Genomic DNA, 26164 nt, shown 5'->3' on the forward strand with positions numbered 1-26164 from the left:
CCCCGGCCCTCTCGGCCCTCTCGGCCCTCTCGTCCTGGTCGCCTGCTCCGGCGGCGCCGACTCGATGGGCCTCGCCTCCGCCCTCGCCTTCGAAGCGCCCAAGCTCGGTGTCCGGGCCGGCGGCGTCACCGTCGACCACGGTCTCCAGGCCGGGTCCGAGATCCGCGCCGCCGAGGTCGTCGCCCGGCTCACCGCCATGGGGCTCGACCCCGTCGAGGCGGTCTCCGTCGCCGTCGGCCGCGAAGGCGGCCCCGAGGCCGCCGCCCGGGACGCCCGCTACGCGGCGCTCGACGCCGTCGCGGAGCGCCACGGCGCCGCCGCCGTCCTGCTCGCCCACACGCGGGACGACCAGGCCGAGACCGTCCTCCTCGGCCTTGCCCGCGGCTCCGGCATCCGCTCCCTGTCGGGAATGGCCGCCGTGTCCGGCGCAGGCCGCCGCTACCGCCGCCCCTTCCTCCAGCTCGACCGGCAGACCGTCCGTACGGCATGTCTCGCGCAGGCCATCCCCGTCTGGGACGACCCGCACAACGCCGACCCCGCCTACACCCGTTCGCGGCTGCGCCAGGAGGGCCTGCCCGCCCTGGAGAAGGCCCTCGGGAAGGGCGTCGTGGAGGCCCTCGCCCGTACGGCACAGCTGTCGCGCGACGACGCCGACGCGCTGGACGCGTGGGCGGCGGACGCCGAGTCCAGCGTCCGGGACGACGCGGGCCAGCTGGAGGTCGCGAAGCTGTTCGCACTGCCGCCCGCGGTGCGCCGCCGGGTGCTGCGCAAGGCGGCCATCACCGCGGGCGCGCCCGCCGGTTCGCTGTTCGCGCGGCACATCGAGGAGGTGGACCGCCTGATCACCGGCTGGCGGGGCCAGTCGGGCATCAACCTGCCCGGGCGCGTCGAGGCGCTGAGGCAGGGTGGCAGACTGGTCCTCCGGCAGGGCTGAAAGAGGCCGGCCAGCGCACGCCGGACGACGAAAGTGACTGTGGTGGACCACAAGGACCTGGGCACCGACCTCCAGTCGGTGCTCATCACCAAGGAAGAGATCGACGCGAAGCTCGTGGAGCTCGCCGCGAAGATCGACGCGGAGTACGCGGGCAAGGACCTCCTCCTGGTCGGTGTGCTCAAGGGCGCCGTGATGGTGATGGCGGATCTGGCCCGCGCGCTGTCCACCCCGGCCACGATGGACTGGATGGCCGTCTCGTCCTACGGCGCGGGCACCCAGTCCTCCGGTGTCGTCCGGATCTTGAAGGACCTGGACACCGACATCAAGGGCAGGCACGTCCTGATCGTCGAGGACATCATCGACTCGGGTCTGACGCTGTCGTGGCTGCTGTCCAACCTGGGTTCGCGGGAGCCCGCCTCGCTGGAGGTCTGCACCCTGCTGCGTAAGCCGGATGCCGCAAAGGTCGCCATCGACGTGAAGTGGATCGGCTTCGACATTCCGAGCGCCTTCGTCGTCGGATACGGTCTCGACTACAACGAGAAGTACCGCAACATGCCCTTCGTGGGCACGCTCGCGCCGCACGTGTACGGCGGCTGACCAGGCGTTCGGCGGCCCCTCCCGGGTCCGTCGGCCCCCTCGGGCGGCTGATGCGGACACATCATTGTTGACTCGGGAACCACTCCCCGCCTCTCTGCGTTGGAGCAGGGGAAGACGGGTTTGTCACCAGCACCGTGCGGCCGTGAGTGCCGACGCTGGGGTACCGTCCGAAGAACAGTCTTTTCTCACAGCAGCATTTACCTACGGGCAGGAGGGACGGGGCGTCACCGCCTCGTATGGATGGACGTGAAGCGATACTTCCGTGGGCCGGTCATGTGGATCGTGCTGGCCGTCCTCGCCGTGGTCGTGTTGATGAATGTCGTCTCCACGGGAGGCGGCTACAAGACGGTGGACACCGGCCAGGTCGTTCAGGCGATCGACAAGAACCAGGCCGATCAGGTCAAGCTGACCGTTGGCGACGATCAAGTCGTCAAGGTTGATCTCAAGAACGGTCAGAAGGTCGCGGGCAGCGACAAGATCCAGGCCAGCTACATCGGCAGCCAGGGCTCCGCGCTCGCCAAGGAGCTCCAGCAGAAGTTCAACGCCGGCCAGATCAGCAAGGGATACACGGTCTCGCCCTCGAAGCAGAGCCCGTTCCTCTCGGTGGTGCTGTCGCTGCTGCCGTTCGTGCTGCTCGTCGTGGTGTTCCTCTTCCTGATGAACCAGATGCAGGGCGGCGGCTCCCGCGTCATGCAGTTCGGGAAGTCCAAGGCCAAGCTCATCACCAAGGACACCCCGAAGACGACGTTCTCGGACGTCGCCGGTGCCGACGAGGCCGTCGAGGAGCTCCAGGAGATCAAGGAGTTCCTCCAGGAGCCGTCGAAGTTCCAGGCCGTCGGAGCCAAGATCCCCAAGGGCGTGCTGCTGTACGGCCCGCCCGGAACGGGCAAGACGCTCCTCGCGCGCGCTGTCGCGGGCGAGGCTGGCGTGCCGTTCTACTCGATCTCCGGTTCCGACTTCGTCGAGATGTTCGTCGGTGTCGGCGCCTCCCGGGTGCGCGACCTCTTCGAGCAGGCCAAGGCGAACGCTCCGGCGATTGTCTTCGTGGACGAGATCGACGCCGTCGGCCGGCACCGCGGCGCGGGTCTCGGCGGCGGGCACGACGAGCGCGAGCAGACGCTGAACCAGCTGCTGGTGGAGATGGACGGCTTCGACGTGAAGGGCGGCGTGATCCTGATCGCCGCCACGAACCGGCCCGACATCCTCGACCCCGCGCTGCTGCGCCCCGGCCGCTTCGACCGGCAGATCGCCGTCGACCGCCCGGACATGCAGGGCCGTCTGGAGATCCTCAAGGTCCACCAGAAGGGCAAGCCGGTCGCGCCCGACGTCGACCTCGGCGCCGTCGCCCGCCGTACGCCCGGCTTCACGGGCGCCGACCTGGCGAACGTGCTGAACGAGGCGGCGCTGCTGACGGCCCGCTCCGACCAGAAGCTGGTCAACAACCACTTCCTGGACGAGGCGATCGACCGTGTCGTGGCGGGCCCGCAGAAGCGGACCCGGATCATGTCCGAGAAGGAGAAGAAGATCACCGCGTACCACGAGGGCGGACACGCCCTGGTCGCGGCGGCTTCCCCCAACTCCGACCCGGTCCACAAGATCACGATCCTGTCGAGAGGCCGTGCCCTCGGCTACACGATGGTCCTGCCGGACGAGGACAAGTACTCGACCACGCGCAACGAGATGCTCGACCAGCTGGCGTACATGCTGGGCGGCCGCGCGGCGGAGGAGCTCGTCTTCCACGACCCGACCACCGGCGCCGCCAACGACATCGAGAAGGCCACCTCCACGGCCAAGGCGATGGTCACGCAGTACGGCATGACCGAGCGGCTCGGCGCGATCAAGTTCGGCAGCAGCGACAGCGAGCCGTTCCTCGGCCGTGAGATGGGTCACCAGCGCGACTACTCGGAAGAGGTCGCGGCGCTCGTCGACGAAGAGGTCAAGAAGCTCATCGAGACGGCGCACAACGAGGCGTGGGAGATCCTGGTCGAGAACCGGGACGTCCTCGACAACCTCGTGATGGCGCTGCTGGAGAAGGAGACGCTGAACAAGGAGGAGATCGCCCAGGTCTTCTCGACCGTCGTCAAGCGTCCCCTGCGTCCCGCCTGGACGGGCTCCTCGCGGCGTACGCCGTCGACGCGCCCGCCGGTGCTCTCGCCGAAGGAGCTGGCGCTCACCAACGGCGCGTCCGGCACCAACGGCAACGGCGCCGCGTCACTGACGAAGGGCACCGACACTCCGACGGAGCAGCTTCCGGAGGACCGCCCCGACAACGGCTGACGGGTGGGACCGGTCACGCCCGGTCCAGGAATGCCCACCGCGCCCCCCAGGTTCTATGGTCTACGGCCTAGCCTGGGGGGCGCGGCACTGTCTTGCACAAGGAACGAGGAACGAACAGATGACGGACCCGGTGACGCTCGACGGCGAAGGCCGGATCGGCGAGTTCGACGAGAAGCGTGCCGAGAACGCCGTGCGTGAGCTGCTCATAGCCATAGGTGAGGACCCCGACCGCGAGGGCCTGCTGGCGACGCCGGGACGGGTCGCGCGGGCGTACAAGGAGATCCTCTCGGGCCTGTGGCAGGAGCCCGAGGACGTCCTCACGACGACGTTCGACCTCGGCCACGACGAGATGGTGCTCGTCAAGGACATCGAGATCGTCTCGCTGTGCGAGCACCACCTGCTGCCGTTCCACGGCGTGGCGCACGTCGGGTACATCCCGGCGGAGAGCGGCAAGATCACGGGCCTGTCGAAGCTGGCGCGGCTGGTCGACGTCTTCGCGCGCCGCCCCCAGGTGCAGGAGCGCCTGACGACGCAGATCGCCGACTCCCTCGTACGGATTCTTGAGGCGCGCGGCGCGATCGTCGTGATCGAGGCGGAGCACATGTGCATGTCGGTGCGCGGCATCCGCAAGCCCGGGTCGAAGACCATCACGTCGGCCGTCAGGGGCCAGCTGCGCGACGCGACGACGCGCGCCGAGGCGATGAGCCTGATCCTCTCGCGCTGACGCCGCTTTCACCGCTGACGCCGCTGAGAGCACTGCCCGGTACCGACACCGCAGTCCGGCGGCGGCGCCGCTGTCCGGCGGCGGCGCCGGGGCGGCCGTGGTCAGGCGCTCGCGCCGGTGTGGTCGTCGTCGTCCCCGTCGTCCGGTAGCTTGCAGACGCGCTCCAGGAAGACCGCCGCCGCGATGATCGCGATACCGGCGGCCAGCGAGGCCAGCGCGTAGATCGCCTGGTCGCGTCGCGCCGGGATGGACAGCTGGGTGAGCAGGAACACGCCCGTGCCCCCGTACATCCCGGCGACCAGGGCCGCGACCAGCGCTGCGGCCTGGCCGAAAACCACCGCACGGGCCGCGACGAGCGGATCGACGCCCTTCGCCTCCGGGCGCCGCTCGCGCTGGGCGCGCAGCCGGGAGCGGATGGACAGCGCCGTGGCGACGAGGATCACCGCGATCACCGCCAGCACGATCGGCGCGCCCGCGGGGACGCTCGGCAGTGTGCCCAGCGAGTCCCACAGGCGAGCGCCGCCCCACGCGAGCACGCCGACCGTCACGAGAAGGCCGGCCAGGACGCCGATCCGCAACTGCCTCACCCGGAAAGCCGCCCTTCAGAAATATGCCGCCAGGTCCGCTCCGAGCCTAACGACTATTCCGGCAGACGGAGTTCCAGGTCGACACGGGCCATGACGCCCTCGCGCCCGACGCCCGTCAGCAGCTCGGTGACGGAGCCCTGGCCGGGCACCTGCGCCTCCGGCTCCACGTCGTGCCAGGGAGCGAGGACGAAGGCACGCTGGTGCGCCCTCGGGTGCGGCAGCGTCAGCACCGGGTCGTCCGAGACGACGTCCCCGTACGCGAGGATGTCGACGTCGATCGTGCGCGGCCCCCAGCGCTCCTCGCGGACCCGGTCGAAGGCCTCCTCGATGGCCTGGCCGCGCTCCAGCAGGGACGAGGGCGGCAGGGTCGTCTTCACGAGCACGACCGCGTTGAAGTACGACGGCTGGCTGCCGGGCTCGACGCCCCACGGCTCCGTCTCGTAGACCGGGGAGACCGCCTTGACCCGGATTCCGGGGGTGTCCTCCAGGGCGTCCACCGCGCCCTGGAGCGTCTCCAGGCGGTTGCCGAGGTTGGACCCCAGCGCGATCACGGCGCGCTTGGGGTTCGACAGGGTCACGTCCGCCGCGTCGACCGCGGCGATCACGGCGGCGGGCACCGGCTGCACGGTCGGGTCGCTCGGCGCCCCGCCCATGCCGTTCGCCCCGCCCATGCCGTTCGCGTCGTGCATGCTCATACTCGGCTCCGGGTGATGGTGATGGTGACATCGTCGAAGGGCACGGTGATCGGCGCGTCCGGCTTGTGGACCGTCACCTCCACCTCGTGCACGCCGTCGTGCTTCAGGCACTGCTGGGAAATCCGCTCCGCCAGCGTCTCGATCAGGTCGACCGGGTCGCCCTGGACGACCTCCACGACCTCTTCGGCGACGATCCCGTAGTGCACGGTCTTCGCCAGATCGTCCTCCGCCGCTGCCGGGCGGGTGTCGAGGCCGAGCACGACATCCACGATGAAGGTCTGGCCCTCCTCCCGCTCACGGGGAAAGACACCGTGGTGCCCACGGGCCCTGAGGCCGCGCAGCGCGACACGATCCACGCGAATCACTCCTGCTGTCGTTGGTCGGCGGGGGCACCGGTCGCGTGCGGGCGGGCCGGGGACCCCTCTTCGAATCTACCGTCGGGCACGGACAGCCCCCGCTCGCGGGGCCCGTGGTAGCCGGGGGTAGCGGCGCCCCTACCCCGTGCTCGGGGCATCGAACCCCTCTCGGCCCGCTCCCCGCTCAGGCGGACGGCTCGTCCGGCTCGTCCGAGTCGGTTTCGGCCAGTACCGGTGACGCGTGGTGCGACCACAGCTTCCAGCCGCCGTCCGTACGGCGGAACACGTTCGTCGCCACGACCAGCTGGCCCACCAGCGGGCCGAGCTCGGAGCCCTCCTCGGCGGGGGCGCCGCTCAGGATGTTCTCCGTGCAGGTGACGAGCGCCGTACCGCCGGCCACGGCGATCTCGACGTCCGTCAGGAAGAACTGGATGTACTCGGTGTTCGCCATGATCAGCGCGTACGAGCGGAGCACCTCGCCGCGGCCCGTCAGCACCGGCCAGCCGGGGTGCACGACCGACGGGGTGATGTCCTCTGCGCCGTCGGTGCCGTCGTCGCCCTCGCCGAGCCAGAGCGCCGACAGGGCCTCCAGATCACCGCGCTCCATCGCCTCGTAGAAGGCGGTGTTCGCCCGGTCGACCAGCTCGCTGTCCGTGGGCGCCGTGCCGCGGCTCTCGCTCACCTGGCCGCGCCCTCGACCGCGCGGGCGACCCGTACCGCGTCCGCGGTCGCCCTGACCTCGTGCACGCGGACCGCCCACGCGCCGTTCAGGGCGGCGATCGCGGAGACCGCGGCCGTGGCCGCGTCGCGTTCCCTCGCGGGCGGCGGGGCGCCCTCGTCCCCCGCGAGCACCCGGCCGAGAAACCTCTTGCGGGACGCGGCGACCAGCAGCGGCCTGCCGAGCGTGCACAGCTCGGCCTGGCGGGCGACGAGCTCCAGATCGTGCTCGGCCCGCTTGGCGAAGCCGAGGCCCGGGTCGAGCACCAGCAGCTCGGGGCTGATCCCGCCGTCGACCACCGCGTCCATCCGGGCGCGCAGTTCGGCGGTGACCTCACCGACGACGTCCTGGTACACGGCGCGGCTGTTCATGTCCTCGCTGAAGCCGCGCCAGTGCATGACGACGAAGGGAACGGCCGCCGCGGCGACCACCGGCACCATCGCGGGGTCCGCGAGGCCGCCGCTGACGTCGTTGACGAGGACCGCGCCGGCCTCGACGGCCCGGTCGGCGACGCTCGCGCGCATGGTGTCCACGGAGACCGTGACGCCTTCCGACGCGAGGCCCCGCACGACGGGCAGGACGCGGCGCAGCTCCTCGTCCTCGTCCACCCGGCTGGCGCCCGGCCTGGTCGACTCGCCGCCCACGTCCACCAGGTCCGCGCCCTGCGCGGCGAGGTCGAGGCCGTGCTTGACGGCGGCCGTCGTGTCGAAGAACCGGCCGCCGTCCGAGAAGGAGTCGGGCGTCACATTGACGACGCCCATGACCGCGCACCGGTCCCAGTCGGGCAGCCCCTGGACCGTGCCGTGTCCGCGCGTCGTCGACCTCATGCGTCCCAGCCTAGAGGGTGGGGCGCCGCGCCTCTCTCCGCGTCGGCGGCGATCACCGCAGCTCGCGCGGCGCGCCGGGGCCCCGTCCTGCGCGGGTCCCTGGCTTCGTCCTGCGCGGGTCCCGGGCTTTGTTCTGCGCAAGCCCTGGGCTTTGCCCCGGGCTTCGTCCTGCCTGTCAGGTGCCCGGCCGCCCGGTGTGTCCGTCCGGTGCGGGGACGGTCCCGGCGCCGTCCTCGGCGCGGCGCGGCCCGTGGACGCACGGCTCCGCCTCGGCCACCCGGGCGAACCCGCGCGGCGGCAGGGTCAGGAAGCCCTCCGCCTGCATCGCCGCGAAGCCGATCCTCGGCAGGTCCCGGCTGGTCGGGAACACCAGGAAGCGCGGCTCCCAGCGCGGCTGGAACTTGGCGTTGAAGCGGTACAGCGACTCGATCTGGAACCAGCGGGACAGGAACACCAGGGTGCCCCGCCAGCTGCGCAGCACCGGGCCCGCGCCGAGCCGCTCGCCGCGGGCGAGGACCGACCGGAACATCGCGAAGTTCAGCGAGGCGCGCCGCACCCGGAGTCCCTCCGCGGCCTGGAGCGTCGCGACGATCAGCAGCTCGTTGAGGCCCGGGTCTGCGGTCCTGTCGCGGCGCATCAGATCGAGGGAGATCCCGTCGTCGCCCCACGGCACGAAGTGGAGGATGCCCTTCAGGTCGCCGTACGGTTCGGGCGCGGCGGGGGCCGATGGCGTGGCCGGCGCGGCGGACCCCGCGGGCGTGGCGGGCGTGATCCGGTGCGCGGTGGCGATCACCGCGTCGCCGTCACCCGGATCACCGATACGGCCGAGCGCCATGGAGAAGCCGCGCTCCGTGCCGCTGCCGCGCCAGGCCGCCGAGGCGCGCCTGATCTGTTCCAGCTCGGCCTCCGGCACATCCCGTACGCGGCGCACACGCGTCTCGTACCCGGCGCGCTCCACCCGCTTGACCATCTGCCGCACGTTGCGCATCGCGCGCCCGCCCAGCGAGAAGTCCGCGACCTCGACGACCGCCTCGTCACCGAGCTCCAGTGCGTCCAGGCCCGTCTCCCGCGTCCAGACCTCGCCGCCCGTCTCGCTGCACCCCATGACGGCGGGAATCCACGAGTGGGCCTCCGCCATCTCCATGAACCGCTCGATCGCGCCCGGCCAGGCCTCCACGTCCCCGATCGGGTCTCCGCTGGCCAGCATCACCGCGGAGACCACGCGGTAGCAGACCGCCGCCTTGCCGCTGCCGGAGAAGACCACGCCCTTGTCCCGCCGGAGCGCGAAATGGCCGAGCGAGTCCCGCCCGCCGTGCTTGGCGAGCAGCTCACGAAGCCGCCGCTCGTCGTCCCCGGTCAGCCGGGCCGTCGGCTGCTCGGGGCGCAGTGCCAGATAGATGGTGGTGAGCGCGGTGAGCAGGCCGAGCGAGCCGAGCGTGTACGCGACGATGTTGTCCGTGGGCCCCCGGTAGGCCACCGGCCCCTCGACGCCGAACAGCCCGAACAGGACGTGCTCCAGGCGTTCGGGGAAGGTCGGGCTGCCGACCGTACGGTGCGGGTGCGCGCTGACGACGATCAGGCCGAGGCCGACCGAACCCGCGCTCATCAGCAGGAAGTTCGTCACGGCCGTCCACCGGCCGCGCGGGTCGGGCAGCGCCGCGAACTGCGCCCGGTGCGCGATCAGCGGGGCGAGCAGCAGCAGCGAGAGCAGGGTGCCGAGCAGCGAGTGGCGGTAGAGGAGCTGCGCCACGGCACCCGCGGGCAGGAGCACCACGGCCGCCCGCCAGGCCCGCCGCTTGCGGCGCTTGAGCCCGTGGGCGAGGAACAGCAGCAGTACGCCGACGCTCACCGCCAGCGCGGCGGCGAACGGACCGAGCGCGCCGGGCAGCACCTCGGCGATCGCGTGTATCCGGCTGTGCCGGAAGCGCGGGAAGATCCCGGACGCGAGGTTCACCAGCGCGATGAACGTACAGGCGGTGCCGATCAGTGAGGGGACGGTACGGGGCGCGGGCCAGGGCGCCAGGCGGCGGCCCGTACGCGAGGAGGCCGGGGCTCCCGGGGCGCCGGTCGAGCGCGGCGCGGCGGCGCCGGTTCGGTTTCCGCCGGCGTTCCCGCTCGCGTTCCGGGCCCCGCTGCCGGCCCTTTTCGCGTTCGCGTTCCCGGTCCGTGTTCCGGCCTCTTTCGCGTTTCCGGTCCGGCTCCGGGACTCTTTCGCGTTCGCGGAACCGCTTCCGGCCGCGTTCGCGTTCTCAGCCCGACTCCCGGCCGCGTTCGGGTTCCCGGCCCGGCTCCCGGCCTCGTTCGCCTTCGCGGTCCCGGTCCGGCTCCGGGGGCCGGTGTCCGCCCCGGTGGCGGTCGCGCCGGCGCCGGGCCCGCCGCCCGCCACCCGTCCCGACGGCCCGGACCCCTCGCGTGGAACCAATACTGATTTGTCCCCATCTACCGGCACAGCCATCGCTTCCCAAAGTCGCCCGGTGATCGTGATGCTCAGTCCTCCGCCACCGAGCGGCGACCGGGACTGCATGCGTTTCCTATGACGGGGCTTTGAAGGAGCAGGTTCAGTCGACGGGGAAGTTCACCGAGGAGGGAATCCCAGACCATGGGTCTGACCAGCCACAAAGTCCTGGCCATCGCGGTACTGGCGGCCGTTGTCCTGTTCGCGCTCACGGTGTGGCGCTGGCCCCGGCTCGCGCGGCGGGGCGTACGGCCGGTGTTCGGACGGGTGGGACTGCTGTTCGCCACACAGCTGGCGATCTTCGCCGCCGTCGCCCTCTTCGCGAACCGTTCCTTCCTGTTCTACTCGTCCTGGGACGACCTGCTCGGCCGTGAGACCGGGATGGGCACCGTGCTCGTGCACGACACGAATCCGTCGGGGCAGGTCGCGGCCTCGCAGCGCCCGGTCGACGTCGGCATACCGCACGGCACCGACCCGTCGAAGAACGGCCTCGTACGGGAGAGCGCCATCGCGGGTCCGAAGAGCCACATCGTCAGTGCGGCGTACGTGTACCTGCCCCCGCAGTACTTCCAGCCGAGGTACGCACACCATCTGTTTCCCGCCACGATCGTGCTGACCGGCTATCCGGGCGCGGCGAAGGCCCTGGTGTCCCGCCTCGACTATCCGGCCATCGAGAAGGCCCAGGTCGCGGCGCACCGCATGAAGCCGATGGTGCTCATCATGCTGCGCCCGACGGTCGCACCGCCGCGCGACACCGAGTGCGTCGACGTGCCGCACGGACCGCAGACGGAGACGTACTTCGCCCACGACATCCCCGATGTGATCACGCATTCGTACCGCGTCGGCCCGGGCCTGACGCACTGGGGGATCATGGGCGACTCCACCGGCGGCTACTGCGCCCTCAAGATCGCCATGCACCATCCGGACGACTTCGGCGCGGCCGTCGGGCTCGCCGCCGACTACAAGGCGGCCGAGGACGCCACGACGGGCGACCTCTTCCACGGCGACCAGTCGCTGCGCGACCACGCGGACCTGGTGTGGCTGTTGCGGCACGAGACGCCGCCCGCGACCTCGATGCTCGTGACGAGCACACTGCACGGCGAGAAGAACCTGCCGGAGACGCGCCGCTTCATCAAGGCCGTGAAGGCGCCCGCACGCGTCTCCTCGATCATCCTTTCCAACGGCGGTCACAACTACAACACGTGGAAGCGCGAGATCCCGCCGTCGCTGGTGTGGCTCGGGCAGCGCATCGGCTGAGCGGGTCGCGGGGGCGGTGCCGGCGGCGTGGTGCGGGCCGTGCGGTCCTGACCGTGCGGCAACTCGCGTACGGGTTCGGCACGGCCCTGGTGAAGGTCCGGAAAACGCAGTGGCAAAGTTGGCGTTCTTACCACCCGTTCGGCCCATCGGAGGGGTAAATTTCGAGCCATGCCACGTGGACGCCACCGCCATTCCCAGCCCCTCCACAAACTCCTGCCGCCGAGCTCCGTCGCCGCGGTCGCGGTGGTCTGCGCGGGAGGTGTCTGGGCCGTCGACGATCCGCTCGTACTGCGGGGGATCGCGGTGGTGGCGGGTATCGCGGCCGTGGCCGGCGCGGTGATCATGCGGAGCTGGGACAGGGAAGCGGGCCGCAGGGTCGCGGAGTTGACGCGCGCCCGGGAGAGCGACCAGTGGAAGACGGACGAGCGGGTCGCCGAACTGGAGGCCGATGTCGACGAGGCGCGTGAGATCCGCACCCGGCTCGACGGCAAACTGCGGGCCAAGCGCGTCGAACTGGCCAGGCTGCGCGGGGAACACGCGGCCCTGCTGCGCCGGTACGCGAACGCCGAGACGGGACGGGCGAGCGCTCTGGAGGGCCGCCGCAGGCTGGCCATAGAGTCCGCCGTGGCGCCCAAGGCCCTTGCGGCGGGCGGCGCTCCGACCCCGTCGGCGTACCTGATGGCGAGCAGGGCGCTGGAGGAACTGGCGGCGAACGGGGCCCGGCAGGCGGCCCTCCCCGCGGCCCGTGCGCCGCGCGGACGGGCCCCGCGGGCGCCCCGCGACCAGACCTCCCCGGCGTCCGGCGAGCAGACGTCCCACGGGAAGACGGCGGACGGCCAGGGCGCGGACGGCCGGGCCGAGGACGTGCGGGCCACGGGCACGCGGGCCACGGAGGCGCGGAGGCCGGAAGCGGGGGTGCCCGCGGCGCCGTCGGTGCCGGTGCGGGCCGCCTCCGCCGTCCGCCCTGCGCTGCCCGCGCGCCGGGCGGCGACACCGTCCGCGATCGTGCCGTACGAGCGCCGTACGCGGCAGCGCCCGGCCGGCGCCGGCTTCGACTTCTTCGGCACGCAGCACGGTACGGGCGCGGCCGGCGACGGCCGCGCAACGCGGCAGACGGCTGCCGTGGCCGCACCGGACGCGCAGGAAACGCCGGACGCACCGGACGCGGAGGCAACACCGGACGCGCAGGCAACAGCACAGGACACACCGGACGCCGTTGACGCGGACGCGGATGCCGGTGCGCGGGACGGCGAGGGGCCCGAGGTCATCGACCTGACCGAGCACGACGACACCGAACAGCTCGAAGTGGGCGAACTGCGCAGCGCGTTGGGGTCCTGACGTACGTCCCGTCGCTCAACGGGGCGCAGGCGCGCCCTACTTGTCGATGTCGCCGACGACGAAGAACAGCGACCCCAGGATCGCGACCATGTCGGCGACCTGCGTGCCCGGCAGCAGCTCCGTCAGGGCCTGGATGTTGTTGAAGGACGCCGAGCGGAGCTTCAGCCGGTAGGGCGTCTTCTCGCCCTTGGACACCAGGTAGTAGCCGTTGACGCCGAGCGGGTTCTCCGTCCAGGCGTACGTGTGGCCCTCCGGCGCCTTGAGGACCTTCGGCAGCCGCTGGTTGATGGGCCCCGGCGGGAGGTCGGCCAGCCGGTCCAGGCAGGCGTCCGCGAGGGCCAGGGCGTTGTGGGTCTGGTCGAGCAGGCACTCGAAGCGGGCGAGGCAGTCGCCCTCCTGCCGGGTCACGACCGTGAGGACGTCCTGGAGTTCGCCGTACGCGAGGTACGGCTCGTCGCGGCGCAGGTCGAAGTCGACGCCCGAGGCGCGCGCGATGGGCCCCGTCACGCCGTACGCGTGGACGGTGGCGGGCGCGAGGACGCCGACGCCGCGGGTGCGGCCGCGGAAGATCTCGTTGCCGAGGACGAGCCGGTCGAAGACGTCCATGCGCGAGCGTACGGCCGCGACCGCGTGCCGGGCCCGGCCGGTCCAGCCCGCGGGGAGGTCCTCCTTCAGGCCGCCGACGCGGTTGAACATGTAGTGCATGCGCCCGCCGGAGACCTCCTCCATCACGTTCTGGAGTTCCTCGCGCTCCCTGAAGGCGTGGAACACGGGCGTGATGCCGCCGAGTTCGAGCGGGTAGGACCCCAGGAACATCAGGTGGTTCAGCACCCGGTTCAGCTCGGCCAGCAGCGTCCGCGTCCACACGGCGCGCTCGGGCACCTCCATGCCGAGCATCCGCTCGACGGCCATGACGACGCCGAGCTCGTTGGAGAACGCGGACAGCCAGTCGTGCCGGTTGGCGAGCATGACGATCTGCCGGTAGTCGCGCACCTCGAAGAGCTTCTCGGCGCCCCGGTGCATGTACCCGATGACCGGCTCCGCCGCCCGGACGACCTCCCCGTCGAGCACGAGCCGCAGCCGCAGCACGCCGTGCGTGGAGGGGTGCTGGGGGCCGATGTTGAGCACCATGTCGGTGCTCTCCGCGGCCCCGCCGATCCCGACGGTGGTGGTGGCGCCGGCGCTGTCCGTCATGGCGCCCAGTCTCGCAGAGGGCGGCCCGAACCGGTGATTCCGGGTGCCGGGCCTCACTCACGGGCCGCGCTGTGGACTCTCCTCAGCCCAGCCCGAGCAGCCCGCCCAGTGCGCTCAGCCGGCTCAGCCCGCCCAGTGCGGCGTCGATGTCCGCGAGGTCGACGCCCACCGGCTCGATCAGCCAGGTGAAGTCCCCGAGGCCGCCGGGCGCCGTCAGCTCGGCGGCCTCACCCGCGCCCGACAGGGCCCGGACGTACGCGGCGGGGTCGGCGGTCGCGAGGGTGAGCGGCGGGCGTGCGCCGGTCACGCCCAGGGCGCGCAGGGCCGCCCGCTGCGAGACCCGCACGGCGCCCGGAGCCAGGGCGTCCATCGCCACGTGCGAGGTCAGGTCGCAGCTGCCGTCAGGGACCGGCCGTACCTCGCGGCCGTCCCGGAAGCCGGTCAGCGTGGAGTACGGCGGGCGGGACGCCCGCGTGTGCCCGTAGTCGACGGCGACCGCGAGACCGCGTGCCAGCGTGCCGACGGCCGCGCGCCACGCCTCGTCGCGCGGGCGGCCGATCTCCGCGCGCGTCCCCGGCTCGGCGCCCGCGATCGGCCACCACCGGGCCAGCCAGGCGGCGTCCTCGCCGCACACCGGGGCGCCCGGCTCCTCCGTGCCGTCCCGGCGGACCCGTACGTAACGGGGCACGCCCTCCTCGTCCGTCTCCGCGATCTCCACGGGGACGTTGTCCAGCCATTCGTTGGCGAACAGCAGCCCGGTCACGCCGGGCGGCGGGGCGGCGAGCCAGGTGACGCGCGGGTCGAGGTCCACCGGCGCGGGCGCCCGCTCGACGGCGTACACACGGACCAGCGGCCCGCCCGCCGTCCCGGCGGCCTCGGCTCTCACGGGAGTCGCGGCGGCCACGGCGGTCGCCAGCTCCCCGCGGCCCGCCCCCATGTCCACGAAGGCTGCCTCCCGGGCGCCGAGCGCGCGGGCCGTCGCGGCGAGCAGGCGCCCGACCGCGCCGGCGAACAGCGGCGACGCGTGGACCGAGGTACGGAAGTGCGCGGCGGGACGTGAGCGCAGGTAGAAGCCGTCCGGCCCGTACAGGGCGCGTTCCGCCGCCGCGCGCCAACCGGTCGCGTTCCCGTCACCGCTCTCCTTCACCACGCTGCCAAGTCTCCACCTTGGGGAGTACGCTTCCCGCGACCGGATCGGCCCTCCGGTTGACCCCCTCGCCTTGTCCGCCTCCCTACGCTGGGTCACGTGCAGCGCCTCTACGATTTCCTCCGCAGACACCCCCTGGGCGTCGACTGCTTCTGGGCTGTCGTCCTCCTCGGGGTGTCGCTGGTGTGGGCGGTGCAGGCGGAGCAGGGGGTGGCGCCCCGGCTGTTCGCGATGTCCCTTTCCGTGCTGTTGAGCGTGGCGGTCGCGCTGCGCAGGGTGGCCGCGGACGCGATGCTCGTGCTGGTCGCCGTGCTGGGGGTCGCGCAGCTGGCTCTCGACGTACGGCCGGGCCTTCCGGATTTCGCCATGCTCGTCCTGATCTACACGGTGGCCGCGGCGGGCGGGCGGCGGTGGGCGTCGAGGCTGGCGCTCGTCGGCGGGATCGTCGCGGCACCCCTCTCGCAGGTGCGCTGGCCGATACAGGACGTCAACGCCGCGGGACGCCTCTTCTTCACCGTCGTCCTGACCGTGCCGTTCGTCCTCGCCTGGGTGCTCGGCGACTCGATGCGCACCCGCCGCGCGTACTTCAACCAGCTGGTGGAGCGCGCGGCCCGGCTGGAGAAGGAGCGCGAGGCGCAGGCGAAGGTCGCCGTCGCGGCGGAGCGCGCCCGTATCGCGCGCGAGCTGCACGACGTCGTCGCCCACAACGTCTCGGTCATGGTGGTGCAGGCCGACGGGGCCGCCTACGTGCTCGACGCGGCCCCGGCCCAGGCGAAGCAGGCGCTGGAGACCATCTCGGGTACGGGCAGGCAGGCGCTGGCCGAGATGCGCAGGCTGCTCGGCGTGCTGCGCGCGGGCGACGGCGAGGAGAGCGGCGAGTACGTGCCGCAGCCGGACGTGGAGCAGATCGAGGTCCTCGTCGAGCAGGTGCGGCAGGCGGGGATCACCGTCGACTTCAAGGTCGAGGGCACCCCGCGCCAGCTGCCGAGCGGCGTCGAGCTCACCGCGTACCGCATCGTCCAGGAGGCGCTGACCAACAGCCGCAAGCACGGCGGCCCCGACGTCGGAGCGAGCGTGCGGCTGGTCTACTTCGACGACGGCCTCGGGCTGCTCGTGGAGGACGACGGCCGGGGCGCCGCGCAGGCGATGCAGGAGGACCGCGGTGCCGACGGACACGGCCAGGGCCTGATCGGCATGCGCGAGCGGGTCGGCATGGTCGGCGGCACGCTGGACGCGGGCCCGAGACCGGGCGGAGGATTCCGCATCAGCGCCCTGCTGCCGCTGAGACCCGCGGACTGACCGGCCCGCGACGGCCTGCCCGGCCCTGGACCGGGCCATCTCCGGAACCGGGGCCCGGCCCGGAGCCGTCTCCGGAACCGGGGCTCGGCCCAGGACCGCACCGTCTCCGGAACCCGGAGCCCCGGCCCCGCGCCGGGACGTGGACCCGAGCCGGGAACCCCGGCTTTGAGCAGGGAGCCCCGGCGCCGCGCCGGGACTTGGACCCGTACACCCTGGACACGGCGGACCGGGCCTACCGGCCCGCGCACCGACCGCACCGCGACCGCGAGGAGACCGCACCCACCATGGGGACACCGCCGATGCCGCAGACACCGATCCGCGTGATGCTCGTGGACGACCAGGCGCTGTTGCGCACCGGTTTCCGCATGGTGCTCGCCGCCCAGCCCGACATGGAGGTCGTGGCGGAGGCGGGCGACGGCGCGGAGGCGCTCGACGTCCTCCGCGCGACCACGGCCGACGTCGTCCTGATGGACGTGCGCATGCCGCGCCTCGACGGTGTCGAGGCCACCCGCCGGATCTGCGCGGCGGGCCCCGCGGCGCCGAAGGTGCTCATCCTGACCACGTTCGACCTGGACGAGTACGCGTTCTCCGGCCTCAAGGCGGGCGCAAGCGGCTTCATGCTGAAGGACGTGCCGCCCAGCGAGCTGCTCAGCGCGATCCGCTCCGTGCACAGCGGCGACGCGGTGGTCGCGCCGTCCACCACGCGCCGTCTGCTCGACCGCTTCTCGCCGATGCTGCCGAGCGGCACCCCCGAGCCGGAGCGCAAGGAGATCGGGCGGCTGACCGAGCGCGAGCGCGAGGTCCTGCTGCTCGTCGCGCAGGGGCTGTCGAACGGGGAGATCGCCGGCCGGCTGTTCGTCTCGGAGGCGACGGTCAAGACGCATGTGGGCCGCATCCTCACCAAGCTCGGCCTGCGCGACCGCGTCCAGGTCGTCGTCCTCGCCTACGAGACGGGGCTGGTCCGCGCGGGCGGGGGACCCGCGGCGGGCTGACCGTCGCGGGGCGGCCGGCGGCACCGCCCCGCAGGCGCCCCGGCCGCTTCCGCCACCTCCGTCGGGAGAGGCGCCCCGGCACCTCCGTCGGGAGAGGCGCCCCGGCCGCTCCCACCCGGAGAGGCGCGCCGGACGCTCCCGCCACCTCCGCTCGGAGAGGCGGCCGCCGCTCCCGCTACCGCCGCGCGGACAGGTCGGCCGCGCGCCGGGCGAACTCAGCCGCCGCCTCCCGCACCTCCTGAGCCGTCCACTCCAGGGCCCGGGTGTCCAGCGAGACCTCCGTGGTCGACACCCCGGGCACGCCGCTGTCCCGCGACCACGCGGTGAACAGCGCGGTCCCGGTGTCCTCGGCCTGGCTCACGGCCGCCTCCGTCAGCGTCTCCGCCTCGAAGGGGAGCCACACGCGGAACTCCTGCGTGTGGGGTGGCTCCGGGTGGACACGGAACCACGGGACGCCGGGCGCCGCCGTGAACGCCTCCGCGATCCCGGAGGCCACCACGCGCGCCTGCGCCACACAGGCCGGGAGCCGCGGCAGTACGTGTGCGAGCCCGGCCAGGGCGGAAAGCGCCGCGGGGAACTGCTGGTAGAGGTTGCCGCCGTAGCGGTGGCGCCAGGAGCGCGCCTCCGCGATGACGTCCTCGGGTCCGGCGAGGGCGGCACCCGACAGTCCCTGCAGGGATTTGTAGAACGACACGTAGACGCTGTCCGCGAGACCCGCGATCTCTGTAAGAGGGCGGCCGAAATGGGTGGTGGACTCCCACAGGCGGGCGCCGTCGAAGTGCACCACCGCGTCCCGCTCGCGCGCCGCCGCCACGACGTCGGTCAGCTCCTCGAAGGTCGGCAGGACGAAACCGGCGTCGCGCAACGGCAGTTCGAGCATCAGCGTCCCGAACGGTTCGCCGAAGGCCCGCACCTCTTCCGCGGTCGGCTGCCGGGGCTCTGTGGTGGGGTGGACCGGGCGCAGACCGCTCACCGCCGACAGGGCGCCCTCCTCGTGCACCTCGGGGTGCGCGAGCGGGTGCAGGGCGACGACGGGGTTGCCGGTACGGCCCGCCCAGCAGCGCAGGGCCGCCTGCTGCGCCATCGTTCCGGTGGGGAAGAACGCGGCGGCCGGGAAGCCGAGCAGCTCCGCCACGCGGGACTCCAGCGCGGCGACGACGCCGCCCCCGTAGGCGTCGACGGCATCGTCCAGATCGTAGACAGCCTCCGAGGCACCACCGGTCCCGGCGGCGTCGGCCGTACCCGCGCCCCCGCCGGTCCCGGCCAGTTCCGCCAGCTCGGCCATCCGTTCGCGCAGCGTGGTGCCGTATCCGCCGCGCAGGGTCCGACCCGCCCCCCGGAAGGCGGCCCGCCTGCGCTTCTTGAACTCCTCCTCGTGCTCAGGTCCCGGAGTCCCCGCATCCGTGCCGGAAGGGCCCTCTGCCTGCTCGTTCTCGTCTGCCATGCAGCGCATCATCGCCCGCAGGCCGAGCCCTGGCCAAGGCTTTTCCAGAGCCTGTGGACAACCGGGAACGGCCCGTGCCGCTGGCGTAGCATGGCCGGAAAACGTCCGGTACCCGCCGCGGACTGGAACGGAAGGCCCCTACCCGTGAATCCCACAGCACCGAAGGAACCCCTCGACCCCAGGGACCGCCCCGCCCGCCTGACGGTGGGCGTCGTCGGCGCCGGCCGGGTGGGCCCAGCGCTCGCCGCGTCCCTCGCGCTCGCCGGGCACCGGCCCGTCGCCGTGTCCGCTGTGTCCGACGCCTCCCGGCGGCGTGCGGCCGAACTGCTGCCGGACGTACCGGTCGTGACGCCCGCCGACGTGCTCGCTCGCGCCGAGCTGGTCCTGCTGACCGTGCCGGACGACGCGCTGCCGGGTCTCGTCGAGGGCCTGGCCCAGACCGGTGCCGTACGTCCGGGGCAGCTGCTGGTGCACACGTCGGGGCGGTACGGCGCGCGGGTGCTGGACCCGGCGCTGCGCGCGGGCGCGCTGCCGCTCGCGCTGCACCCCGCGATGACGTTCACGGGCACGTCGGTGGATGTGCAGCGGCTGGCGGGCTGCTCGTTCGGGGTGACGGCCCCCGAGGAGCTGCGGCTCGCGGCCCAGGCGCTCGTGATCGAGATGGGCGGCGAGCCCGAGTGGATCGCGGAGGAGTCCCGCCCGCTATATCACGCGGCGCTCGCCATCGGCTCGAACTACCTGGTCACGCTGGTCGCCCAGGCGATGGAGCTGCTGCGTACGGCCGGGGTCGAGGCACCGGACAAGATGCTCGGCCCGCTGCTGGGCGCGGCCCTGGACAACGCCCTGCGGTCGGGGGACGCGGCGCTGACGGGCCCGGTCGCGCGCGGTGACGCGGGGACGGTCGCGGCGCATGTGGCGGAGTTGCGCAGGCATGCGCCGGGCGCGGTCGCGGGCTACCTCGCCATGGCCCGTACGACGGCGGACCGCGCGCTCGCGAACGGCCTGCTGAAGGCGGAGCTCGCGGAGGACCTCCTCGGCGTCCTCGCCGAATCGGGCGTGCCCCGGGTCGGCCCCGGCCGCCGGGAGCCGGACGCGGGCCAGGGCGAAGGGGACGGCGGCAGCGGCAGCGGTCCGGCGCAGGCGGACGCGGACGGGGACAGCGGCAGCGGCAGTGGTCCCGCACACGGACACGGGAATGGCGACGGGGACAGGGACGGCGAAACCGGCCCCGACCCCGGACACGGCGACGGCGGAACCGGCCCCGGAACCGGTCCCGGTCCCGGACACGGGGACGGAAAAGAGAACGGGAGCGGTGGGAGCGGTGGCTCTGGGGACGGGAGCGCGTCATGAGCGCTGACACTGACGGTGGCCCGACGGCGCGCGGCACGCTGGACCCCGCCGCGGGCGGACCCGGCGACCCGGTGGCCGACGGCCGGCCGGGCGGCCCGCGCCCCTTCGAGCTCGCCCCCGCCAAGGACGACCTGGACCGGCTGCTGAAGCGGCGGAGCCCGGGCGCCCGCGTGGCGGTCGTCATGACGATGGGCGCGCTGCACGAGGGGCACGCGACCCTGATACGCGCGGCCCGCGCCCATGTCGGCGGGGACGGCTTCGTCATCACGACGGTCTTCGTCAACCCGCTTCAGTTCGGCGCGGGCGAGGACCTGGACCGCTATCCGCGCACCCTCGAAGCCGACCTGCGTACGGCGCGCGCCGCCGGCGCCGACACGGTCTTCGCGCCGTCCGCCGACGAGGTCTACCCGGGCGGCGACCCACAGGTCACGATCGCGGCCGGGCCGATGGGCGGCCGGTACGAGGGGGCCGTACGCCCCGGGCACTTCGACGGGATGCTCACCGTCGTCGCCAAGCTGCTGCACCTCACGCGCCCCGACGCCGCGTTCTTCGGGCAGAAGGACGCCCAGCAGCTCGCGCTGGTGCGCCGGATGGTGCGCGATCTGAACTTCCCGGTGGAGATCGTCGGCGTGCCGACCGTACGCGAGGACGACGGGCTGGCGCTCTCCAGCCGCAACCGCTATCTCTCGGCGGCCGACCGGCGCACCGCGCTGCTGCTCTCCCGTGCGCTGTTCGCGGCGCGCGACCGGCTCGGCGCGCAGCACGCGCTGCGCGCGCGGGCCGAGTCCGCCCCGGCGTCCGAGGCGCGCGCGGCCGGCCTCTCCGCGCTCGGTGAGCCGCGGCTGGCGGCCGACGCGCACGCGCTCGCGTGCGCCTCGGGCCCTGCCGGGGCCGACGCCGTACGGGCCGCGGCGCTGGACGTGCTGGAGGTCGGCGACCGTACGGACCCGCCGCTCGCGCTCGACTACCTGGCGCTGGTCGATCCGGCGGACTTCACCGAGGTGCCCGACGGCTTCACGGGCGACGCGGTGCTCGCGGTGGCGGCGCGGGTCGGCACGACGCGCCTGATCGACAACATCCATCTGACTTTCGGAGCGACGAGCGGATGAGCACCGGCAGCGGTACGGGCGGCGGAGCCGGCGAGGGCTCGGGCGGCACAGGCGGCGGCGCGCCCGGCGGCAGCGCCGACGCAGGCCCCGGCGGTATACGGCTCGCGGCGCCCGCGCCCGGCTGGTCGATCGACGCGGACGTCGTCGTGGTGGGCTCGGGCGTCGCGGGCCCCACGGCCGCGCTCCGGGCCAGTGCCGCGGGGCTGCGCACGGTCGTGGTCACGAAGGCGCTGCTCGACGACGGCTCCACACGCTGGGCGCAGGGCGGCATCGCCGCGGCGCTCGGTGAGGGCGACACCCCCGCGCAGCACTTGGACGACACCCTGGTCGCGGGCGCGGGCCTGTGCGACGAGGAGGCCGTGCGGGCGCTGGTGACGGAGGGCGCGGCGGCGGTGCGGCGGCTGATCGCCGCGGGCGCGGAGTTCGACCGCGGCGCCGACGGCGGGCTCCAGCTCACCCGCGAGGGCGGCCACCACAGGCGCCGTATCGCGCACGCGGGCGGCGACGCGACGGGCGCCGAGGTGGCGCGCGCGCTCGGCGCCGCCGTACGGGAGACGGCGGTGCGGACCATCGAGCACGCGCTCGTGCTGGACCTGCTGAAGGACGGTGACGGCCGCACGGCGGGCGTCACCCTGCATGTGATGGGCGAGGGCAGGCACGACGGCGTGGGCGCGGTCCGCGCGCCCGCCGTGGTGCTGGCCACCGGCGGCATGGGCCAGGTGTTCTCCGCCACGACGAACCCGCCGGTGTCCACCGGCGACGGCGTGGCCCTCGCGCTGCGCGCGGGCGCGGAGGTCTCCGACGTCGAGTTCGTCCAGTTCCATCCGACGGTGCTGTTCCTCGGCGCGGACTCGGAGGGCCAGCAGCCGCTGGTGTCCGAGGCGGTACGGGGCGAGGGCGCGCACCTCGTCGACGCCGACGGCGTCCGCTTCATGCTCGGTCAGCACGAGCTGGCGGAGCTGGCGCCCCGCGACATCGTCGCCAAGGCGATCATGCGGCGGATGCGGGAGCAGGGCGCCGAGCACATGTATCTGGACGCACGCCACTTCGGCCGGGAGATGTGGGAGACCCGCTTCCCGACGATCCTCGCGGCGTGCCGCGCGCACGGCATCGACCCGGTGACCGAGCCGGTCCCGGTGGCGCCCGCCGCGCACTACGCGTCGGGCGGCGTGCGGACCGACCGGCGCGGCCGGACGAACGTGCCGGGCCTGTACGCGTGCGGCGAGGTCGCCTGCACGGGCGTGCACGGCGCGAACCGCCTGGCGTCGAACTCGCTGCTCGAGGGCCTGGTCTTCGCGGAACGGATCGCGGCGGACATCGCGGCCGCCCGCGCCGCCGGGGAACCCGGCGCCATGCCCGGGGGCGCCGCCCCCGCCCGCGCGGCGGCGCCGGCCGGTACGACGGTGCTCGGCCTCATCGACCCGGCAGCCCGTACCCGCATCCAGCGGACCATGTCCGCGGGCGCCGGTGTCCTCAGGTCCGCAGAGAGCCTGCGTACCGCCGCCGCCGAGCTGGACGCCGTACGGCCCCGGGAGAAGGCGGCGGAGCCCGGTGTCGAGGCGTGGGAGACGACGAACCTGCTCGTCGTCGCCCGTGCGCTCGTCGCCGCCGCGCGACGGCGCGAGGAGACCCGCGGCTGCCACTGGCGCGAGGACTTCCCGGACCGCGACGACGCCCACTGGCGCCGCCACCTCGTCCTCGGCCTCGCCCCCGGCCTGTCCTTCGCGGTGTCCGCCACCGCGGGCGCGGACCTCCACTCCGAGCTCCACACAGACCTCCGTACGGACCACACGACCGAGTCAGCACGTCCCCAGGGAGCAGCAACGTGAGCACGCCAGAAGACAGCCCGCTTCCCGAACCGGTGGCCGTGCCGCTGATTCACATCGGCGCGCCCGCCGCCGACAGCTGCGGTCCCGGCGGCTGCGACTGCGCCGCGCCGGAGGACCTGGAGTGCGGCCTCGACCCCGAACTCGCCGCGCTCCTCGCGGACCTGGGCCTCGACCCCGTACAGGTCGAGGACGTCGCGCATGTCGCGGTGGGGGAGGACCTGGACGGCGGGATCGACGTGACGACGGCCGCGACCGTGCCCGAACAGGCCGTGGCGACCGGTGACTTCACCGCGCGCGAGGACGGCGTCGTGTCCGGCCTGCACGTCGCGGAGGCGGTGCTCTCCGTGGTGAGCACCGACGACTTCGAGGTGGAGCGGCATGTGGCGGACGGCGAGCGGGTGGTGGCCGGGCAGAAGCTGCTCAGCGTCACCGGGCGCACCCGCGACCTGCTGACCGCGGAGCGCAGCGCGCTGAACATCCTGTGCAGGCTCTCGGGCATCGCGACGGCCACCCGTGCGTGGGCCGACGCGCTCGACGGCACGAAGGCCCAGGTGCGCGACACCCGCAAGACGACACCGGGGCTGCGGGCGCTGGAGAAGTACGCGGTGCGCTGCGGCGGCGGCGTCAACCACCGCATGTCGCTGTCGGACGCGGCGCTGGTCAAGGACAACCACGTGGTCGCGGCGGGCGGTGTCGCCGAGGCGTTCGCCGCCGTGCGGGAGCGGTTCCCCGACCTGGCGATCGAGGTGGAGGTCGACACGCTGCACCAGCTCCGCGAGGTCCTGGACGCGGGCGCGGACCTGATCCTGCTCGACAACTTCACGCCGGGCGAGACGTCGGAGGCCGTGGGGATCGTGGGCGGGCGGGCGCTGGTGGAGTCGTCGGGCCGCCTCACGCTCGACAACGACCTGGCGTACGCGGAGACCGGTGTCGACTTCCTCGCGGTGGGCGCGCTGACGCACTCGTCGCGCATCCTCGACATCGGCCTCGACCTGCGCGAGGCGGGCGGGCCGGAGGCGGACGCCTGATGCTGCTGACCATCGACGTCGGCAACACCCACACGGTGCTCGGCCTCTTCGACGGCGAGGAGATCATCGAGCACTGGCGGATCTCGACGGACGCGCGCCGCACGGCGGACGAGCTGGCGGTGCTGCTCCAGGGGCTGATGGGCATGCACCCGCTGCTCGGCATGGAGCTGGGCGAGGGGATCGAGGGCATCTCGATCTGCTCGACGGTGCCCTCGGTCCTGCACGAGCTGCGCGAGGTGACGCGGCGCTACTACGGCGACGTGCCCGCCGTGCTCGTGGAGCCCGGCGTCAAGACGGGGGTGCCGGTCCTGGTCGACAACCCGAAGGAGGTCGGCGCGGACCGCATCATCAACGCGGCGGCGGCCGTCGAGCTCTACGGCGGCCCCGCGGTCGTCGTGGACTTCGGTACGGCGACGACGTTCGACGCGGTCACCGCGCGCGGCGAGTACGCGGGCGGGGTGATCGCGCCGGGCATCGAGATCTCCGTGGACGCGCTCGGCGTGAAGGGCGCCCAGCTGCGGAAGATCGAACTGGCCCGGCCCAGGAGCGTGATCGGCAAGAACACGGTCGAGGCGATGCAGGCCGGCATCGTGTACGGCTTCGCGGGCCAGGTGGACGGCGTGGTCGCCCGCATGGCCCGCGAGCTGGCGGCGGACCCGGAGGACGTGACCGTGATCGCGACGGGCGGCCTGGCGCCGATGGTGCTGGGCGAGGCCGCGGTGATCGACGAGCACGAACCGTGGCTGACCCTGATCGGCCTCCGCCTGGTCTACGAGCGCAACGCGCCCCGGGCGTAGCCGCGCGTACGGCGTCCTGCCGCCGGGCGCCCTGCCACCCGGAGGCCCGCGTGCGGGGCGCGCCCTGCCTGTCCCTGCCCGTCGGGCACGCCCCGCCACCAGGGGCCCGCGTGCGGGGCGCGTTCACGTACGCGAGAGGGCGTGCGCGTGGCCGCTGCGCCACCCCCGACGCGAGGCTATTTCGCGTAATTTGTCCGTCTTGGCGCGTAAGGTCGGGCCATGCCCACGCCATACGGACCCCGAGGCGGCATGGCATTCGGCGCTGACGAGCTGCGTGTGCTCCGACGCGCCCTGGCCGCCGTGCTGCACCCCGCCCAGATCTCGGACGAGGACGTCCGGGCCGCTCTAGCGCTGGCCGAGTCCGTGGACGAGGCCGTGATGGAGGCCCGTCGGCTGCGCGACTTCCTGATCGCCGACCTCGCCCGCTACCGCTCGGCGCTGCCCGGCTCCCTCGCCGGCTACCTGGAACTCCTCCAGGACGCCGTCTCCGCCGGCTATGTGCCGGCCCCCGACGACCTGGCCGCGCTGCGCGCCCTGCGGGGCAACGCCGTCGCCGCCGCGCTGCTCGAACGCTGCGGGCGGATCGCCGAACGGTCCGTACGGGAGCGGCTCGCGGCGCGTACCGCGGTGGCGGCGCCGCCCCCGGCCCAGCGCACCCGCCTGCTGACGCTCGTCGCGGCGGGCGGCAAGGACGAGCCGCGCCCGGCCAAGCCGGAGCCCGCGCCCGCGAGGCCGCCGGGGGAGCGGCCCGTACCCAAGCCGTCCGAGGTCTTCCCGCCCCGCAGGAAACCGTCGCCCGCCACTCCGCCCCCGCCGCGGGAGCGGGCGGCGGGGTAGCTAATGTGGTCGTCATGGACTACGTATCCGCGCTTGTGCCCCCCGTGGTGATGGCGGCCTTCTTCGTCTTTCTCGTGCGGCTGATCATCAAGACCCAGGGCGGAACCAACAAGGGCAAGGAAGACGCGGCCGTCGACGCCGCGATCGCGCGCGCGGAGGCCGCCGCGGCCTCCCAGGGCTCCGCGCCCAAGACGCACGGCGCCTGACGCGGGAGGGCCCGTACCGCCGGGTCCCGCGGCCACAACGCCGCACACGCGCCGCAGGGGGGGGCCGCCCGTTTGGGGGGGGGCCGGGTTGTGGGGGGTATTAACCGCCCCAAGGGGCGTGAAGGCAGTGGGGGGGGGCGGGGCGCCGCGATTTTGGGGGCGCGCGA

At 73.4% G+C, this 26164-nt stretch carries 24 protein-coding genes; 15 read left to right on the forward strand and 9 right to left on the reverse strand.

The window, feature by feature from the left end; genetic code table 11:
- From tilS to folE, 4 genes are all read left to right on the forward strand, one after another.
- The coding region (gene tilS, locus LCE31_RS13855; protein WP_225014534.1) for a tRNA lysidine(34) synthetase TilS at window positions 1-934 on the forward strand (934 nt) is incomplete at its 5' end.
- Between the two features lie 42 nt (window positions 935-976).
- Window positions 977-1531, forward strand: coding sequence for a hypoxanthine phosphoribosyltransferase (hpt, locus tag LCE31_RS13860; RefSeq protein ID WP_225014535.1), 555 nt, complete (start codon window positions 977-979; stop codon window positions 1529-1531).
- A 240-nt stretch (window positions 1532-1771) separates the two neighbouring features.
- The gene (gene ftsH / locus LCE31_RS13865; protein ID WP_225014536.1) at window positions 1772-3808 is read left to right on the forward strand and encodes an ATP-dependent zinc metalloprotease FtsH; all 2037 of its coding nucleotides are present in this window, start codon (window positions 1772-1774) and stop codon (window positions 3806-3808) included.
- 118 nt (window positions 3809-3926) lie between these two features.
- On the forward strand, window positions 3927-4532 hold the full coding sequence (folE, locus tag LCE31_RS13870) for a GTP cyclohydrolase I FolE (protein WP_225014537.1): 606 nt from the start codon (window positions 3927-3929) through the stop codon (window positions 4530-4532).
- Window positions 4533-4633: 101 nt separating this feature from the next.
- Here folE and LCE31_RS13875 read toward each other — a convergent pair whose 3' ends face one another.
- From LCE31_RS13875 to LCE31_RS13900, 6 genes are all read right to left on the reverse strand, one after another.
- The gene (locus LCE31_RS13875; protein WP_225014538.1) at window positions 4634-5119 is read right to left on the reverse strand and encodes a DUF3180 domain-containing protein; all 486 of its coding nucleotides are present in this window, start codon (window positions 5117-5119) and stop codon (window positions 4634-4636) included.
- A gap of 53 nt (window positions 5120-5172) precedes the next feature.
- Window positions 5173-5808, reverse strand: a complete 636-nt coding sequence (gene folK / locus LCE31_RS13880) for a 2-amino-4-hydroxy-6-hydroxymethyldihydropteridine diphosphokinase (protein ID WP_308042250.1) — start codon at window positions 5806-5808, stop codon at window positions 5173-5175.
- Window positions 5809-5810: 2 nt separating this feature from the next.
- Window positions 5811-6170: a dihydroneopterin aldolase gene (gene folB, locus LCE31_RS13885; RefSeq protein ID WP_374118464.1), complete on the reverse strand. Its 360-nt coding sequence runs from the start codon at window positions 6168-6170 to the stop codon at window positions 5811-5813.
- 184 nt (window positions 6171-6354) lie between these two features.
- Entirely contained in the window at window positions 6355-6852 is a 498-nt protein-coding gene (locus LCE31_RS13890) for a nuclear transport factor 2 family protein (protein WP_225014540.1), read from the reverse strand.
- Window positions 6849-7715: a dihydropteroate synthase gene (gene folP / locus LCE31_RS13895; RefSeq protein WP_225014541.1), complete on the reverse strand. Its 867-nt coding sequence runs from the start codon at window positions 7713-7715 to the stop codon at window positions 6849-6851. Before folP ends, LCE31_RS13890 begins: the two co-directional genes overlap by 4 nt.
- Window positions 7716-7890: 175 nt before the next feature.
- Complete coding sequence (locus LCE31_RS13900) at window positions 7891-9738, reverse strand: phosphatidylglycerol lysyltransferase domain-containing protein (RefSeq protein WP_225014555.1); 1848 nt, start codon at window positions 9736-9738, stop codon at window positions 7891-7893.
- Window positions 9739-10314: 576 nt separating this feature from the next.
- Here LCE31_RS13900 and LCE31_RS13905 point away from each other — a divergent pair.
- Complete coding sequence (locus LCE31_RS13905; RefSeq protein ID WP_225014542.1) at window positions 10315-11427, forward strand: alpha/beta hydrolase; 1113 nt, start codon at window positions 10315-10317, stop codon at window positions 11425-11427.
- 168 nt (window positions 11428-11595) lie between these two features.
- Window positions 11596-12765 carry a hypothetical protein gene (locus LCE31_RS13910; protein ID WP_225014543.1) on the forward strand — a complete coding sequence of 390 codons (1170 nt, stop codon included), beginning with the start codon at window positions 11596-11598 and terminating at the stop codon, window positions 12763-12765.
- A gap of 36 nt (window positions 12766-12801) precedes the next feature.
- Here LCE31_RS13910 and LCE31_RS13915 read toward each other — a convergent pair whose 3' ends face one another.
- Both LCE31_RS13915 and LCE31_RS13920 read right to left on the reverse strand, forming a co-directional pair.
- Complete coding sequence (locus LCE31_RS13915; RefSeq protein WP_225014544.1) at window positions 12802-13959, reverse strand: NADH-quinone oxidoreductase subunit D; 1158 nt, start codon at window positions 13957-13959, stop codon at window positions 12802-12804.
- Window positions 13960-14041: 82 nt separating this feature from the next.
- The gene (locus LCE31_RS13920; RefSeq protein ID WP_374118466.1) at window positions 14042-15106 is read right to left on the reverse strand and encodes an SAM-dependent methyltransferase; all 1065 of its coding nucleotides are present in this window, start codon (window positions 15104-15106) and stop codon (window positions 14042-14044) included.
- Window positions 15107-15205: 99 nt separating this feature from the next.
- On the opposite strand from LCE31_RS13920, the gene LCE31_RS13925 reads away from it, so the two are divergent.
- Both LCE31_RS13925 and LCE31_RS13930 read left to right on the forward strand, forming a co-directional pair.
- Complete coding sequence (locus LCE31_RS13925; protein ID WP_225014546.1) at window positions 15206-16405, forward strand: sensor histidine kinase; 1200 nt, start codon at window positions 15206-15208, stop codon at window positions 16403-16405.
- A 299-nt stretch (window positions 16406-16704) separates the two neighbouring features.
- Entirely contained in the window at window positions 16705-17397 is a 693-nt protein-coding gene (locus tag LCE31_RS13930) for a response regulator (RefSeq protein WP_225014556.1), read from the forward strand.
- 175 nt (window positions 17398-17572) lie between these two features.
- Here the strand turns inward: LCE31_RS13930 and LCE31_RS13935 are convergent, their stop codons facing one another.
- On the reverse strand, window positions 17573-18841 hold the full coding sequence (locus LCE31_RS13935) for a threonine aldolase family protein (protein WP_374118465.1): 1269 nt from the start codon (window positions 18839-18841) through the stop codon (window positions 17573-17575).
- A gap of 144 nt (window positions 18842-18985) precedes the next feature.
- Between LCE31_RS13935 and LCE31_RS13940 the strand changes: the two genes are divergently transcribed.
- From LCE31_RS13940 to LCE31_RS13970, 7 genes are all read left to right on the forward strand, one after another.
- The gene (locus LCE31_RS13940) at window positions 18986-20191 is read left to right on the forward strand and encodes a Rossmann-like and DUF2520 domain-containing protein (RefSeq protein ID WP_225014547.1); all 1206 of its coding nucleotides are present in this window, start codon (window positions 18986-18988) and stop codon (window positions 20189-20191) included.
- Complete coding sequence (gene panC, locus LCE31_RS13945) at window positions 20188-21300, forward strand: pantoate--beta-alanine ligase (protein ID WP_225014548.1); 1113 nt, start codon at window positions 20188-20190, stop codon at window positions 21298-21300. Before LCE31_RS13940 ends, panC begins: the two co-directional genes overlap by 4 nt.
- On the forward strand, window positions 21297-23129 hold the full coding sequence (locus LCE31_RS13950; protein WP_225014549.1) for an L-aspartate oxidase: 1833 nt from the start codon (window positions 21297-21299) through the stop codon (window positions 23127-23129). Before panC ends, LCE31_RS13950 begins: the two co-directional genes overlap by 4 nt.
- A complete protein-coding gene (nadC, locus tag LCE31_RS13955; RefSeq protein ID WP_225014550.1) occupies window positions 23126-24157 on the forward strand; it encodes a carboxylating nicotinate-nucleotide diphosphorylase in 1032 nt (343 codons plus the stop codon). Before LCE31_RS13950 ends, nadC begins: the two co-directional genes overlap by 4 nt.
- Window positions 24157-24954, forward strand: coding sequence for a type III pantothenate kinase (locus LCE31_RS13960; RefSeq protein ID WP_225014551.1), 798 nt, complete (start codon window positions 24157-24159; stop codon window positions 24952-24954). The genes nadC and LCE31_RS13960 overlap by 1 nt, the downstream gene beginning before the upstream one ends.
- Before the next feature lie 249 nt (window positions 24955-25203).
- Window positions 25204-25791: a hypothetical protein gene (locus tag LCE31_RS13965; protein ID WP_225014552.1), complete on the forward strand. Its 588-nt coding sequence runs from the start codon at window positions 25204-25206 to the stop codon at window positions 25789-25791.
- A gap of 14 nt (window positions 25792-25805) precedes the next feature.
- Window positions 25806-25997 carry a hypothetical protein gene (locus LCE31_RS13970; protein WP_225014553.1) on the forward strand — a complete coding sequence of 64 codons (192 nt, stop codon included), beginning with the start codon at window positions 25806-25808 and terminating at the stop codon, window positions 25995-25997.
- The last annotated feature ends 167 nt before the right edge of the window (window positions 25998-26164 follow it).

The organism is Streptomyces sp. 8L (assembly GCF_020176795.1).
GTDB lineage: Bacteria > Actinomycetota > Actinomycetes > Streptomycetales > Streptomycetaceae > Streptomyces.

What these genes read in the sequence shown, in the direction of transcription:
- LCE31_RS13930 (WP_225014556.1), top strand. Translation starts at nt 16,705, where the DNA reads ATGCCGCAGACACCGATCCGCGTGATGCTCGTGGACGACCAGGCGCTG.
- LCE31_RS13950 (WP_225014549.1), top strand. Translation starts at nt 21,297, where the DNA reads ATGAGCACCGGCAGCGGTACGGGCGGCGGAGCCGGCGAGGGCTCGGGC.
- LCE31_RS13965 (WP_225014552.1), top strand. Translation starts at nt 25,204, where the DNA reads ATGGCATTCGGCGCTGACGAGCTGCGTGTGCTCCGACGCGCCCTGGCC.
- LCE31_RS13910 (WP_225014543.1), top strand. Translation starts at nt 11,596, where the DNA reads ATGCCACGTGGACGCCACCGCCATTCCCAGCCCCTCCACAAACTCCTG.
- LCE31_RS13970 (WP_225014553.1), top strand. Translation starts at nt 25,806, where the DNA reads ATGGACTACGTATCCGCGCTTGTGCCCCCCGTGGTGATGGCGGCCTTC.
- ftsH (WP_225014536.1), top strand. Translation starts at nt 1,772, where the DNA reads ATGGACGTGAAGCGATACTTCCGTGGGCCGGTCATGTGGATCGTGCTG.
- LCE31_RS13960 (WP_225014551.1), top strand. Translation starts at nt 24,157, where the DNA reads ATGCTGCTGACCATCGACGTCGGCAACACCCACACGGTGCTCGGCCTC.
- panC (WP_225014548.1), top strand. Translation starts at nt 20,188, where the DNA reads ATGAGCGCTGACACTGACGGTGGCCCGACGGCGCGCGGCACGCTGGAC.
- folK (WP_308042250.1), bottom strand. Translation starts at nt 5,808, where the DNA reads ATGCACGACGCGAACGGCATGGGCGGGGCGAACGGCATGGGCGGGGCG.
- folE (WP_225014537.1), top strand. Translation starts at nt 3,927, where the DNA reads ATGACGGACCCGGTGACGCTCGACGGCGAAGGCCGGATCGGCGAGTTC.
- folP (WP_225014541.1), bottom strand. Translation starts at nt 7,715, where the DNA reads ATGAGGTCGACGACGCGCGGACACGGCACGGTCCAGGGGCTGCCCGAC.
- LCE31_RS13905 (WP_225014542.1), top strand. Translation starts at nt 10,315, where the DNA reads ATGGGTCTGACCAGCCACAAAGTCCTGGCCATCGCGGTACTGGCGGCC.
- LCE31_RS13935 (WP_374118465.1), bottom strand. Translation starts at nt 18,841, where the DNA reads ATGGCAGACGAGAACGAGCAGGCAGAGGGCCCTTCCGGCACGGATGCG.
- LCE31_RS13915 (WP_225014544.1), bottom strand. Translation starts at nt 13,959, where the DNA reads ATGACGGACAGCGCCGGCGCCACCACCACCGTCGGGATCGGCGGGGCC.